The sequence below is a fragment of the Nocardioides sp. ChNu-99 genome, assembly GCF_029493445.1.
Classification (GTDB): Bacteria; Actinomycetota; Actinomycetes; order Propionibacteriales; family Nocardioidaceae; genus Nocardioides.
Window position 1 is genome coordinate 1 of record NZ_JAHWBL010000024.1, and the last position, 12,873, is coordinate 12,873.

The window sequence follows — 12,873 nt, forward strand, 5'->3', positions numbered from 1 at the left end:
GGGTGTCTGGTCAGACGCTCCGTTCCGGAGTGAAATGTGGGGGTGCGGCCGGTCGGGTTGACGTCGTTGTTCCTATGGTTCGTTGAGGCCGTGCCCTAGCCGGGCGCGGGGGTCACGTGTTGGGCTCTTCAGTGTTGCCGCCATCGTTGGTGAGCACGAGAACTAGATTCGCTTTTCCTGTCCCGATGGCCCCTTCCGGCCGGTCGCACACCCGGTTCCGGACGGTCCGGTTCCTGTTGGTGTGGAGGTGGGAGATGAACAGCGATGTTCGCTGAGTCCGTCGATGATGAGCAGATCATCGAGCGGGTCGCGGCTTTGGATCTCGGCAAGGCCGAGCTGGTGTGCTGTGTGCGATTGCCCGGCAAGAGCGGGTCGCCCGGCTTACGACGGGTGCAGGAAGTCAGCACCCATACGACGATGACCAGGGCGGTCACCGAGCTGGCCAACAGGTTGGTCGACCTGCGCATCGAGCGGGTCGTGATGGAAGCCACCAGCGACTACTGGAAGCCGGTGTTCTACCTCCTGGAGGCCCACGGTCTTCAGCCGTGGCTGGTCAACGCCCGCGACGTCAAGCATCTGCCATGACGACCCAAGACTGACGTGTTGGACGCGGTCTGGTTGTGCAAGGTCGCCGAGCGGCAGATGCTGCGCCCCAGTTTCGTTCCGCCGGCCGAGATCCGGCAGTTGCGGGACCTGACCCGGTACCGGATGAGCCTGGTCGCGACCCGGGGTGCGGAGAAGAACCGGGTCGAGAAGCTCTTGGAGGACGCCTGCATCAAGCTCTCGGTCGTCGCCAGCGGCATCTTCGGGGTCTCGGGCCGGGAGATGATGGATGCCATGGTCGCCGGTGAGCGCGACCCGGCTCGGCTCGCGGAGATGGCGCGCACCCGGATGCGTACCAAGATCCCCGAGCTCAGGGAGGCCTTCACCGGGTTCTTCACCGAGCACCATGCCCTGCTGCTCAAGCAGATGCTGGGCAGGGTCGACGGGATCGATGCCGACATCGGCCTGCTCGATGAGCGGATCGAGGCCCACCTGGTCCCTTTCGCTGACGCGGTGGAGCGCCTCGATGAGATCCCGGGATCGGTCCCACCGCTGCCGCTGTGATCATCGCTGAGATCGGGGTCGACATGACCCGGTTCCCGACCGCGGGGCATCTGTGCTCGTGGGCGAAGTTCGCGCCCGGGATCAACTCCTCGGCCGGCAAGACCAAGGGCCGCGGATCGACGGGACACGGCAATCGGTACTTGGCCCGGATCCTCGGTGAAGCCGCCGTGAGTGCCGGACGCGGCGACACGTTCCTCGGTGAACGCTATCGACGCATCGCCCGACGGCGCGGGAAGAAGCGAGCCCAGGTCGCGATCGGCCGCTCGATGCTCGTCATCATCTGGCACCTGCTCGCCAACCCTGACGCCCGCTACATCGACCTCGGACCCGAGCACTACACCCGATCGGTGAACACCGAGACCAAGAAGCGCAACCACATCCGACAGCTCCAAGCCCTCGGATACACCGTCACCATCGAACCCGCAGCCTGAGAGCGATCACCCATACCCGGCTCCGCCGGGTGCTGCCGCCTGCCTGGCTGAGGTCAATTTCGAACTAGGCTCTGGCCCGTGGCCCTCACCCCGAGCACCAAGGTCCTGGCCGGCATCTTCGCCGTCAGCGGCACCGTCCACCTGGTCAAGCCGGAGTTCTACACCCAGATCATGCCGAGCTGGGTGCCCGCGCACCGTGAGGTGATCCTGGGCAGCGGCGTGGCCGAGCTCGCGCTCGCCGTCGGCCTGCTCGCGCCGCAGACCCGCCGCGTCGCCGGCTGGGGGAGCCTTGCGCTGCTGGTCGGCGTCTACCCGGCCAACGTGAAGATGGCCGTCGACTCGACCCGGACCAGGAACACCGGCCTGAAGGCCGCGGCCTTCGGCCGGCTGCCGCTCCAGTGGCCGATGGTCAAGGCCGCCCTGCGGGCCGCCCGGGAGGGCTGACGCGCTTGCGAGCCAGGACCAGCGGGCATGGACGGCCACGCGGCGGGTACCGGCCGGCGTACGCGAGACCGGACGAGACGAAGGCGGACCGAGATGTTGGCAGTGACCTGGCAGGGAGTGCACGACATGCGTGTCATCGAGGTGCCCGACCCGCGCATCGAGGAGCCGACCGACATCATCATCAAGGTGACCTCGACGGGGCTGTGCGGCTCTGATCTGCACCTCTACGAGACCCTGGCGCCGTTCATGGAGGCCGGCGACGTCGTCGGTCACGAGTCGATGGGCATCGTCCAGGAGATAGGCAGCGCGGTCACTCAGCTCAAGGTCGGCGACCGCGTCGTCATTCCGTTCAACGTCTCCTGCGGGTCCTGCTGGATGTGCGACCGGCAGCTCTACAGCCAGTGCGAGACCACCCAGAACCACGAGCACGGCACCGGTGCGAGCTTCTTCGGCTACAGCAAGCTCTACGGGCAGGTGCCCGGCGGCCAGGCGGAGTACCTCCGGGTGCCGTTCGCGGACTTCATGTCGATGAAGGTCCCCGAAGGCCCTTCCGACGACCGTTTCCTGTTCCTCTCCGACGTGCTGCCCACCGCCTGGCAGGCCCTCAAGTACGCCGACGTGCCCGACGGCGGCACGCTGCTCGTCATGGGCGCCGGCCCCATCGGTGACATGACTGCACGGATGGCCGTCAAGGCCGGCCACCGGGTGATCAGCGTCGACCGGGTGCCGGAGCGGCTCGCACGCGTCAAGGCCTTCGGAGCCGAGGTCCTCGACCTCGACGAGGCCGAGAAGGTGGGCGGCGTGGGCGAGGTGGTCCGCGAGGCCACCGGTGGCCGAGGCCCCGACTCCGTCGTGGACGCGGTCGGCATGGAGGCTCACGGCTCACCCACGGCCAGCATCGTGCAGAAGGTCGCCGGGATGATGCCGGACGCCCTGTCGGAGCCGATGATGAAGAAGGCGGGTCTCGACCGGTTGGCGGCCCTGCACACCGCGCTCGACGCCGTACGCCGCGGCGGCACGGTGTCCATCTCCGGCGTCTACGGCGGTGCTGCCGACCCGATGCCGATGATGCAGATGTTCGACAAGCAGGTGCAGCTGCGGATGGGCCAGGCCAACGTGCGGGCCTGGACCGACGAGCTGCTGCCGATGCTCACCGACGACGACCCGTTCGGCGTCGACGCGTTCGCCACCCACCACCTGCCGCTGAGCGAGGCGCCGAGCGCCTACGAGCACTTCCAGAAGAAGGAGGAGGGCATGGTGAAGGTGGTCTTCCAGCCCTAGCCAGGGTGTCTGGTCAGACGCTCCGTTCCGGAGTGAAATGTGGGGGTGCGGCCGGTCGGGTTGACGTCGTTGTTCCTATGGTTCGTTGAGGCCGTGCCCTAGCCGGGCGCGGGGGTCACGTGTTGGGCTCTTCAGTGTTGCCGCCATCGTTGGTGAGCACGAGAACTAGATTCGCTTTTCCTGTCCCGATGGCCCCTTCCGGCCGGTCGCACACCCGGTTCCGGACGGTCCGGTTCCTGTTGGTGTGGAGGTGGGAGATGAACAGCGATGTTCGCTGAGTCCGTCGATGATGAGCAGATCATCGAGCGGGTCGCGGCTTTGGATCTCGGCAAGGCCGAGCTGGTGTGCTGTGTGCGATTGCCCGGCAAGAGCGGGTCGCCCGGCTTACGACGGGTGCAGGAAGTCAGCACCCATACGACGATGACCAGGGCGGTCACCGAGCTGGCCAACAGGTTGGTCGACCTGCGCATCGAGCGGGTCGTGATGGAAGCCACCAGCGACTACTGGAAGCCGGTGGGGAACTGCTGCACGGATAGGTGACATCTGATCTGTGGTGCCGAGGGGTGCCGCTGGAAGGATGTGCACTGTGCCGAAGCCCTACCCGAAGGAGTTCCGCGACGACGTGGTCCGTGTCGCGAGGAACCGTGAGCCGGGTGTCCACCTGAAGCAGATTGCCGCCGACTTCGGGATCAGCGAGTCGTGCCTGACGAACTGGCTTGCGAAGGCCGACGTCGAGCACGGCGCCAAGCCCGGGACCACCGCGACGGAGAACGCCGAACTACGTGAAGCGCGGAAGCGGATCCGGCTGCTGGAGCAGGAGAACGAGGTCCTGCGCCGCGCGGCTGCCTACCTTTCGCAGGCGAACATTCGTAACGGTCTGCCGGGAAAATGATGTACCCGCTCGTCCGCGAGCTGGCCGCCAAGGACGCCCCTATCCGGGTGCCCGTGACGGTGACGTGCCGGGTGCTCAAGATCGCGCGTCAGCCCTACTACCGCTGGCTCCAGCGCCCGGTCGCCGACACCGAGCTCGAGCATGCCTACCGCGCCAACGCTCTGTTCGAGGCCCACACGGATTGAGGCCAGTGAGCACGTCTGCGCCATCAAGGACGTCTACTCCAACCGCATCGTCGGCTACTCCATCGACTCCCGCATGAAGTCACGGCTGGCCGTGGCGGCGCTCAACAACGCCGTCGCCAGGCGCGGTGACGTCGCCGGCTGCATCGTGCACGCGACCGCGGCAGTCAGTTCCGCAGCCGCAAATTCGTCCACGCGCTCAACCGCCACTGCATGGTCGGATCCATGGGCCGAGTCGGCGCTGCCGGGGACAACGCGGCCATGGAGTCGTTCTTCGCTCTGCTGCAGAAGAACGTCCTCGACCGCCAGACCTGGGCGACTCGCGAGGAGCTGCGGATCGCGGTCGTGCGCTGGATCGAGCGGACCTACCACCGACGCCGTCGACAGGCCGCACTCGGACGATTGACCCCCATCGAGTACGAGACCATCATGACCACCCGCCACCCCACGCCAGCCACTCAGGCAGCGTGACCCAACCTGTCACCTGATCGTGCAGCAGTCCCCCTCTCCGACGCATTCGACACCCTTGTAGCGCTGATCGGCGAACGCAACTTCGACCTCTACGAGGGTCTCGACGGACACGTCACCCTTGAACCGGCTCTTGATGAGCGACGTCACCACGTCCTGGCACCGGACCTGGCGAGCCTGCGTCCTGCTCGTCTTCCTGGCCCTCGCACCGACGCTCCTCGTCGGCGGCGGGTGGCTCGCACACCGGATTCTCGGCAGCGGATAGGGCAAGGATCGTATCCCGACATCGCCGCAGCGGGCTCGATCTTCAACCGGTGTAGAGCGGGCGCGCTGCGGCTCGAACGTCCGGTGAGGTTGACGTCGCTGTCCCATTCGTAGCGGTCGCGGCGGGGCAGGGCGTCTGCGCCGACATGAAGGTGTCCGCTCGCATGCGGTTCGGCTGGGCGGTCCCTCATTGACGAGGGCCGCGCTGCGGCCCACGGCGGACGTCGCGTCGCTGGTCCATCCCGTCTCTGTCTCTGGACGACGGACGACCTCATCGGTCGGCGCCTTGATGCGCGGCGCATTTGCTGGAGACGGCAGCCCGGTCCGTTGGATTGAGGGGCGCGGGGGCGCGATCGCGGAGAGCAGCGAGGGGCCGCCCAGCCGGCGAGCGCAGCGAGCCGGTGTCTCGGGGCGGGTGCACCTCCCCCTTGTCGTAGGTCGGCGGCGGCCCACGATCGGTAGCCCGGGGAGGGGGAACACCCCGCAGGGGTGGCTAGCGCTGTCCGGCCCGCCAGGGCCGGCCCGCTTCGAGAGCACAGCTCGAGGTCCTCCGGGGCGTGCGCGCGCCTAGGCGCTCCCGAGTGGTCGTCGCCACCGCACGACGTCGCGTGCGGCGTAGAGCTCGATCAGGCCGACGGCCAGGAGTGCGTCTTGGATCGCGGTGCCGTCGTCGACGTCGGGAAACGACAGCGCCGTTTCGGGGCCGTTGAGCTCGATGGTGGTGACGATGTAGGCCATCGTCTGCGCGGCGTCGTGCAGCGACTCGGGCAGGTGCGTGTACAACTCGGGCGGCGCCTGGTGCTCGCCGGCGTGCAGCAGGTGCCCCGTGGCGAGCGGCTGGCGGTTCTGGCCCCGGGGCCGCCGCGGGTGGGCGCTGAGCTCGTCGGCGGTCAGGGCAGGGGCCGGCTTGTCGACGAGGCGATCGTCGGGCGCAGGGGGCGGCGGGATCGGTGGAATCGCCGCGCGCTTGGCGTCTGTCGCGCCCGGGTTCTCGGGCGGGAGCTCGACGGGCGACCGTTCGCGTCCTCCGCTGCCGCCTCCGTCGCTGCTGTGCCGACGTTGCACGGCGCGAGGATCCTCCGCGCGCGCCCGTTCGCGGTGCTCCTCGATCAGTCGGTCGCGGTGAGGGGTCCACAGACCATCCCGGATGAGCCTGCAGTCGCTCAGGGAGCTGTTGGCGCTGAAGCCCCTGGGGCCGTAGGTGACAACGAAGACGTGGGCGGGATCTAACAGGTCCGCCGGTGCGATCGGGCCAGCCGGGGAGTCGGCTGAGGAGTCGGCCGGCGCCTGGGACGGAGACTGCAACGCGATGCCGAAAGCAACGCCGTTGCTGACGATGGTTGGGTGGCGGACGTCGGGGCTGATGTTGGAGCCGAAGAGCCAGCTCACCTGGCCGGTGATGTGGCTGCGGTAGCGCTCGTCGCGTCGTGCCCACTCGTCGGCCGGCAGTGGCGAGAGCTGGACCTCGATGGTGTGCTCGAGCTCGTCGACCTCGACGCGAATATCGGCGCGCGAGCGGTCGTCGAACTGGTACTCGAGACGGGGCTCGAGGCCCTGCCCGGTCAGCCATCCCTCCAAGGTGAGCTGCAGCGCCAGGTGGAGGTAGGACCGTTCCTGGAACTCTTCGGTGCCGTCAACCAGCGCGCACTTGTGCGCTTCGTGCGACTGGTGGCGGAAGTGCGGCCGGTTCTTCTTGCCGACGCTGGCTGAGAGCAGTTGTCCGCAGCCGTTGGCGGCCGTGGAGCACCACAGTTCCTTGTAGCGAGCTCTCAGCTCCGCAGCTGCAACGTGGTCGTCTGGCATGGCGAGTGACTGGTGTCCGCCAGGGCCGTCGGTGACGGCGTACCTGACGCTCGTGTTGGCCATGTGAGTCCCCCCGGAGCCGCGCTGGTGCCGGGGAGCGTAGGAGCCCCCACCGACACTCCCCCGGCTGGTCGCGTGAAGCGGGGTCGAGGGAAGCACTGTGGCGGGCACCCCGTTGACGCGCAGATCGTCGCGGGCGCCCGCCACAGGCGGGTGCTCGTGATCGCGCAGATCGACCACGAGCTGCGGTGCGCCTCCACTCCCGTGTGACCGACGCAGACGGTCATGAGCGGGGAGACAGCGCCGCAAGTCAGGTTGTGCCAGCCCGCACCAGAGTTTTTGAGACCGTGCTGTTGTCACGCTCGAATGCGTCGGCGATGACCCGAGGCGTGGCGCCGGCGGCCCGGGCTGCGGCCATTGCCACGATCCTGGCGTCGGCGACCCTGCGAATCCGACCGGCCGTGATCACTTGCTCGGCGGTGACCTCGAACGAGGACGCCCGGCGGCGATAGCGGTCGCGCAGACCCAGGCCGGCCCGAAGTCCAGGTGCTGGTCCGTACGCTCCGACAACGAATCTGCGTTACGCACGTCCTCCGGGAAGATGCAGGCCTGGAACACCCGGAAGGTGGCCCCCTCGAGGGCAAGCATGAAGGACCGCACTGGGCCTCGAGCAACTCTCACACCCGATCACCGGAGCCTTGAGCACGACGGCGGCGCTTATGCCGCACTGCCGGAGCTCGTGACGGGTCTGGACCCGCGCTTAAGCGCGTGGCGCTCTTCCTCTCGGTCAGGCCTCCGCACACGCCGCTGCGCTCGTCGTTGTCGAGGGCCCACTGCAGGCACTGCTCGCGCACGTCACAGGTAAAGCAGACTTTCTTAGCTGGCCGCTGGAGCCGCCCTCCTCCGGGAAGAACACCTCCGGGTCGGCGGTCTCCGCTCAACATGTGGGCCCAGATCGAAGGCCTCTGACATGGGAAACTTGGGCTCGCGGAGCGAGCTCAGCTTTCGGGTCCCGAGGGTCTTTCCTCGCTCGCTGGCCGCTCGAAGCAGATGCCGCGCTCACGTCAACAAGTTCGGCCAACGATCGGGCCCGACGAGCCGTCAGCCCGTCCAGCCGGTGCCGGGCAGCCAGTGCCCCTCTCGCCGCAACCCTGCCAGGAGCGGGTTGAGACAGCCGCCCACGCGCTGGAGTGCCGCCTCCAAGTCGTGGAACGTCTCGTCGATCTTGGTTTTTCTGGCGTAGGCCCGATATCCCTCGTGCCAACTAGGCGCCGGCGACTGCATCTCGTCCGGCAGCTGCATCTTTCGCCGTTTGCTTTCTGAATTCAGGGCCCGTACGACTGGCTCCGCCTCGATCTCGCAGGTCGTCACGATGAGCACGAGGTCGATCAGGTCGCGGTACCGCGACGAGGGGCTCTGACGGTCGCCGTAAAGCTCGTACATCGCACACACCTTGTCGGCCACTTGGTCGCTGAGCGGGTACACGACGATTTCCGGGAGCTCCGACAGGCCGGGGACTTCGACGGCCGGCGTGGGTCGGATCCGCTCAGGGGCAGAGAGCAGGTGTAGCTCGGTCGCCAGGTCGATCGGGAAACTACCGTACTGGGCGCCGATGTAGGCGGTGACGGAGATCGTGACCACCGGGTTCGCCCCGCTGTAGGAGACCTTGCCCCCGATGACGAAGGTGAGATGGTCGTCCTCGCGCGGTGCTGTAAGTTCCCGCAGTTCAGCGACCGCATCCTCGGAGTCCACCTCGTCTAGACGAAGCAGATCCAGGTCCTTCGACGATCGGGCGTCTGCAAGCCGCATCAGCAGACTCGCCCCGCCCTTGAGTACCCATCGTGCTTCGGGGCTAGAGAAGAGCAACGCAAGGAACCGCTGGAAGAGGAACTCTCGCCGGAGCTCTTCTAGGGGCCGACCGCGGAGCTTCGCTTCCTTCTTCAGCCGATCCTCCAACGACCGGCGGAACGCGTTCGCGGTCGCGAACTCGGGCGACCCGTTGACCATGCTCACTCACCCTGCTCGATCTCGTCGCGCTTTGCGACCTTCGGTCCCTCAATCTCGGGGACAGCGAGGCCCTCCGTTGCGGAGCGGGCGGCACGCGTCAGCTCGGCGACATCCACGAACTGCTTTGCGAGCTCTTGCATCGCTGGCGACTTCGCGAGCTCGGTTATGGCCTTCATCGCGGGCGAGTCAACGAGAGCGGCATGTTGACTAGCGAGTTCCGCGAGCGCTGCCGAGTTGCTCACGCGTTCGGCCATCGCCGCAAGGGCTTGCATCGCTGGCGAGTTCGCCAGTTGCTCGCCAACTCTGGCTGCTGGCGCGAGCGCCCGCTGGATAGACGCGAACTGCTCGCTCAGTTGCTGGACATGAGCCGGTTGTTCAGTGTTCCAAGGAGGCCGAAACTCCTGACGGGCGGATGCGCTCACGCGCTCAACTGCCCGTTCGATCGGCTCCGAGATCCCGGACTCTTGGAGAAGGCGAGAGAGGAGCGCTTCGCCGTCCCCCATCGGGGCGTTGTAGCGGTGAGCGTGTGGCCGGAGCACATCGACGAGCTGTCGGTCGTCGGTCTGTCGCAGCGTGATCGCGTCCCGCACGACGGTGGCGAGGTGGCCGCCGTCGAGGCGCGCAGCGGCGAGGTCACTCACGGTCCGGACTACGGTCGTTACCGGCAGCCCATCAACCACCGTCCACTCCCCTGCGTCGACCTGGCCGCGGTGGATGTGAACGTCCGGCCTCCGAGTCTGCTTGCGCTGTGCGCTGGTGAACTCGAGCTCATCAGCCTCAAGATCTCCCAGCCCATGGATCGCGGCCGCGGACCGGTAGGACACCACCACTGGCGCTTGACCTCGACGTCGCTCGTTGGCACGGCGGGCGGGATCGAGGGCAAGCCAAGCTGCACGCAGGTCATCGATCGGGGACGGCGGTGTACCGATGACTCGGTACACGCCGTGTGTCACGCGCTCGAGCACACCCTCATTAGCAAGGCGAGCGACTGCCTGGGGAGACGCACCGACCGATCGGGCCTGCGCGGTTGTCAGGAGGCCCCACTGTTCGACAGCAAGGTCAGCAAGGTCAAGTACAAGAGACATCAACACTCCCATCCGGTACTGCAATAATACCGCACCGCGAGACTTTTGCAGTATGAACACTTACTGATGCAGCTTGCGGTCCACACGCGGGCGCGTACCGAGGTGGCGACGACATGTGTCGTCCCGTTGTCGCCGCGCCACGGGATGACGACCAACTCCTAGTCGTCGACATCGGGCAGGGGGTCGCCCTGGTCGGGCGGCCTCCGGGGCCTGGTCGGGGGTCGCGTCGGGAGATTACGACGCTACGGGTGCGTCACGCACTTGTGGCGGCGAGGTCGCCGCGCGCGGCGACCTCGTGCAGTTGCAGGGTCCGATCGCGCACGAGCCGGTCGCGGCCGACAAGCAGCGGCGGGACCTTGCCGGCGCCGGGTCGGTAGACGTTGCTCTCTATGAGCCCACTGTGACAGAAGGACGTAGAAACGCGCTGAATTCTGCATCCTTCTTCGTTGGCGTTGGAACCCGCTGTCTGGCGCACCCGCGATGTGTCATCGCACCGGCGATCTTGCAACTGATACTGCGCGGTGCCGTGCGCCGTTCCGGTAGCGCTTCCGGTGACGCTGGCCGAGCTGGGCCCCGCTGGCTGCGCCGGTCTGTTGCCGGGCGCCAGGGGTGTCACTCCCCCGCTGTCGGTGGTGTGAGGACCTCAGGCGAGGTAGAGAGCGAGGCTGGTGTTGATCAGCTCGCTGCGGTCGTTGGCGCCGACCTCGGTGATGAGCCCGTCCAGGACCTCGAGGTCCTCGTGACGCAGCCGCAGCTCGACGAGCACCTTGGGTTCGGGGGTGGCGCGGGCCGGTTGCGTGGTGAACAATCCGGTGCGGACCGGCTGCTCGGCGCGGCGCAGTTCGGTGAGCCGCTCGGCGAGGCGGCCGTCGACGTAGGTGTGTTCCACGGCTTGGAGAACGACGGCTGCGTGGGTGAGCTGGTCCTGGCGTGCTGCGTCGACCATGAACCGGTGGACGTGCTCGGGCATGCGCAGTACGACGCGCGCACGCGTCGCTGAGGTCGCGTTGATGCGGCGGGGCGCGCTCGTGCGGCTAGTGGGCTTCCTGGCCGGCTCGGGCGCGGGGCCACGCTGCTCGCCGGGCCGGCCGTGACGTGGGCGGGGTGCGCCCGCTGGTACGTCTGCGTCGGGGGCGGGCGCATCGACAGAAATCGATGACGGTCGGCTGATTTCCGGCGCGGCGTTGTCGTCGGCACCGGATTGCCCCACGCCATGACCCGTCTCGCCGGGGCCCTGGGCCTGGGCCGGACCCTCGGTCTGGCTTTCGGATGTGTCGCGGTTGGGGCGGCTGTCGGTGTCTGTTGTGCGGCGGGTGCGCGGCGGGGTGTCGAGGATGTTGCGCAGGCTGCCCAGCCGGTTGTCAGTGCTCATGCCGCTCCCGTCGCTGCGTTCTCGAGTTCGTCGATGCGGAGAAGGATTTGTTCGGTGACGCGGACATAGTCGTCGGCCAGCGCCGGCGCACTGCCGGGGAGACGTTGTGAGGGTGTGGTGCCGGATCGCAGGGATTTCCAGAACGGCTCGGCTCCTTCCACTTTCTCGGCCAGCTCGTGCACGAGGACTCCTTGGCTGCGGGTCTCGCGAGCGACGGCGGCGCTGTCGCGGATGCCGCGGTCGAAGAGCGGGGCCACGTCGCCGAGGAGTTGGTGGATGTCCTGCTCGGCGGCGCTGCGGACGCGGGTAGCAGCTGTGGGCACACCGACGAGGACGACGCCCAGGATGTCGAGGGCGTGGTCGGCAGAGCGTGCCTCCGCGACGCGGGCCGCGATGCGCTGGATGGCGCGGATGGAGCTCGTGTCGGCCTTGGTGGGGATGAGTAGCCAGCGTGACGCGCTGAGCGCGAGCAGCTGCAGGGTGTCGTCGGTGGGGGGCGTGTCGATGAAGATGAGGTCGTAGTCGCCGGCGAGGGGCGCCAGGCATTCGGCGAGGAGGTCGAAGCTGGCTCGGCCGCGGGCTTGACGTGCCAACAGGGCTCCGCTGACGTCCGAGAGGTGCTCTCCCCCGGGGATGACGTCGAGGTTGGCTCGGACGTTGGTGATGACGGTCTGCAGTGGGGTGCCGCTGAGCATGGCGTTGGCGAGGTGGCGGCCTTCGTCGAGGGCCGGGTGGTTGAAGTAGCCCAAGTCGTCGGACAGGTCGCCCTGGGGGTCGAGGTCGATCAGCAGGGTTCGGTGGCCGGCGGCGGCCGCTAGTCCTGCGGCGTTCGCGGTGAGGCTGGTTTTCGAGACACCGCCTTTGCCGGTTGCCACGCACACGACGCGGGCCAGCTGTACGTAGTCCGGCATCCCTGTACTCCCCCACAACTCAAACACGACTGGTCGGCACATCCAGGCTCGGCGTCGTGCACGCCGGACGGACCCGCACCATCGTGCCACCTGGTGCTGCGTGCCGTGCAGCACGACACGCGGGTCGTTGCATTGGGCGTGTCCGGCGAGGTGCTCCGTTCGGTGTACCGACCGCGCGCCAACGTGGTGGCACACCTACAGGTCAACGGCATGGCGTCACGCGCCGGGCTCGTCCTTATCGCAACGCCGTCGGGATGGCCTGATTGGGTTATCAACTGTGACACCACCCTTAGGGTGCCGTATGGGTTGCGCGCCGACACGGCTGTGCGGGCTAAGCCAGAGGGCCACCCATACGACTTGCCATATGGCAGCGTTCCTGGTGCCGGATACACCGTAAAGCGGACGGAGCAATGCGTGGAACACCCTTGCCGTCCATACGTACCACCATACGTTGGTAGCCGGGGCCCGACGGCTGAACCACGCATCCCGGCGGGCCCCGGTGAGGAACTCTGGGCACTCCGAAGCGCTGGGTCGAGACTACTGAAGCGACAGAGAGCCCTCATGCCCCCGCGGGCTGCCCTCGCAAGTGTCGAGCAGGGGAAACATCAACTGCCTCCCGGTCAGCG

At 67.6% G+C, this 12,873-nt stretch carries 11 protein-coding genes and 2 pseudogenes; 7 read left to right on the forward strand and 6 right to left on the reverse strand.

Annotated features, from left to right (window positions below; translation table 11 throughout):
* Positions 1-264 precede the first annotated feature (264 nt).
* From KK617_RS09870 to KK617_RS09900, 7 genes and pseudogenes are all read left to right on the forward strand, one after another.
* A complete protein-coding gene (locus KK617_RS09870) occupies positions 265-585 on the forward strand; it encodes a hypothetical protein (RefSeq protein WP_277499821.1) in 321 nt (106 codons plus the stop codon).
* Between the two features lie 18 nt (positions 586-603).
* Positions 604-1,107: a transposase gene (locus tag KK617_RS09875; protein WP_277499822.1), complete on the forward strand. Its 504-nt coding sequence runs from the start codon at positions 604-606 to the stop codon at positions 1,105-1,107.
* Positions 1,104-1,538: a transposase gene (locus tag KK617_RS09880; RefSeq protein ID WP_277499823.1), complete on the forward strand. Its 435-nt coding sequence runs from the start codon at positions 1,104-1,106 to the stop codon at positions 1,536-1,538. Before KK617_RS09875 ends, KK617_RS09880 begins: the two co-directional genes overlap by 4 nt.
* Before the next feature lie 78 nt (positions 1,539-1,616).
* Positions 1,617-1,982, forward strand: coding sequence for a DoxX family protein (locus KK617_RS09885; RefSeq protein WP_277499824.1), 366 nt, complete (start codon positions 1,617-1,619; stop codon positions 1,980-1,982).
* Between the two features lie 93 nt (positions 1,983-2,075).
* A complete protein-coding gene (locus KK617_RS09890; protein ID WP_277499825.1) occupies positions 2,076-3,263 on the forward strand; it encodes a zinc-dependent alcohol dehydrogenase in 1,188 nt (395 codons plus the stop codon).
* Between the two features lie 267 nt (positions 3,264-3,530).
* Positions 3,531-3,803: a hypothetical protein gene (locus tag KK617_RS09895; protein ID WP_277499826.1), complete on the forward strand. Its 273-nt coding sequence runs from the start codon at positions 3,531-3,533 to the stop codon at positions 3,801-3,803.
* A 46-nt stretch (positions 3,804-3,849) separates the two neighbouring features.
* Positions 3,850-4,808, forward strand: a pseudogene (locus tag KK617_RS09900) (IS3 family transposase).
* An 828-nt stretch (positions 4,809-5,636) separates the two neighbouring features.
* Here KK617_RS09900 and KK617_RS09905 read toward each other — a convergent pair.
* The 6 genes and pseudogenes from KK617_RS09905 to KK617_RS09930 all read right to left on the reverse strand — a co-directional run bounded on the left by KK617_RS09905 (position 5,637) and on the right by KK617_RS09930 (position 12,247).
* Positions 5,637-6,935 carry a competence protein CoiA family protein gene (locus KK617_RS09905; protein ID WP_277499827.1) on the reverse strand — a complete coding sequence of 433 codons (1,299 nt, stop codon included), beginning with the start codon at positions 6,933-6,935 and terminating at the stop codon, positions 5,637-5,639.
* A 614-nt stretch (positions 6,936-7,549) separates the two neighbouring features.
* Positions 7,550-7,788: pseudogene (locus KK617_RS09910) on the reverse strand (WhiB family transcriptional regulator).
* A gap of 185 nt (positions 7,789-7,973) precedes the next feature.
* On the reverse strand, positions 7,974-8,879 hold the full coding sequence (locus KK617_RS09915) for a nucleotidyl transferase AbiEii/AbiGii toxin family protein (protein ID WP_277499868.1): 906 nt from the start codon (positions 8,877-8,879) through the stop codon (positions 7,974-7,976).
* 2 nt (positions 8,880-8,881) lie between these two features.
* Positions 8,882-9,976, reverse strand: coding sequence for a type IV toxin-antitoxin system AbiEi family antitoxin domain-containing protein (locus tag KK617_RS09920; protein WP_346812962.1), 1,095 nt, complete (start codon positions 9,974-9,976; stop codon positions 8,882-8,884).
* A gap of 631 nt (positions 9,977-10,607) precedes the next feature.
* Positions 10,608-11,336, reverse strand: a complete 729-nt coding sequence (locus tag KK617_RS09925) for a hypothetical protein (protein WP_277499829.1) — start codon at positions 11,334-11,336, stop codon at positions 10,608-10,610.
* Positions 11,333-12,247, reverse strand: coding sequence for a ParA family protein (locus KK617_RS09930; protein WP_277499830.1), 915 nt, complete (start codon positions 12,245-12,247; stop codon positions 11,333-11,335). Before KK617_RS09930 ends, KK617_RS09925 begins: the two co-directional genes overlap by 4 nt.
* Positions 12,248-12,873 lie beyond the last annotated feature (626 nt).

What these genes read in the sequence shown, in the direction of transcription:
- KK617_RS09870 (WP_277499821.1), top strand. Translation starts at nt 265, where the DNA reads ATGTTCGCTGAGTCCGTCGATGATGAGCAGATCATCGAGCGGGTCGCG.
- KK617_RS09890 (WP_277499825.1), top strand. Translation starts at nt 2,076, where the DNA reads ATGTTGGCAGTGACCTGGCAGGGAGTGCACGACATGCGTGTCATCGAG.
- KK617_RS09895 (WP_277499826.1), top strand. Translation starts at nt 3,531, where the DNA reads ATGTTCGCTGAGTCCGTCGATGATGAGCAGATCATCGAGCGGGTCGCG.
- KK617_RS09905 (WP_277499827.1), bottom strand. Translation starts at nt 6,935, where the DNA reads ATGGCCAACACGAGCGTCAGGTACGCCGTCACCGACGGCCCTGGCGGA.
- KK617_RS09915 (WP_277499868.1), bottom strand. Translation starts at nt 8,879, where the DNA reads ATGGTCAACGGGTCGCCCGAGTTCGCGACCGCGAACGCGTTCCGCCGG.
- KK617_RS09920 (WP_346812962.1), bottom strand. Translation starts at nt 9,976, where the DNA reads ATGGGAGTGTTGATGTCTCTTGTACTTGACCTTGCTGACCTTGCTGTC.
- KK617_RS09925 (WP_277499829.1), bottom strand. Translation starts at nt 11,336, where the DNA reads ATGAGCACTGACAACCGGCTGGGCAGCCTGCGCAACATCCTCGACACC.
- KK617_RS09930 (WP_277499830.1), bottom strand. Translation starts at nt 12,247, where the DNA reads ATGCCGGACTACGTACAGCTGGCCCGCGTCGTGTGCGTGGCAACCGGC.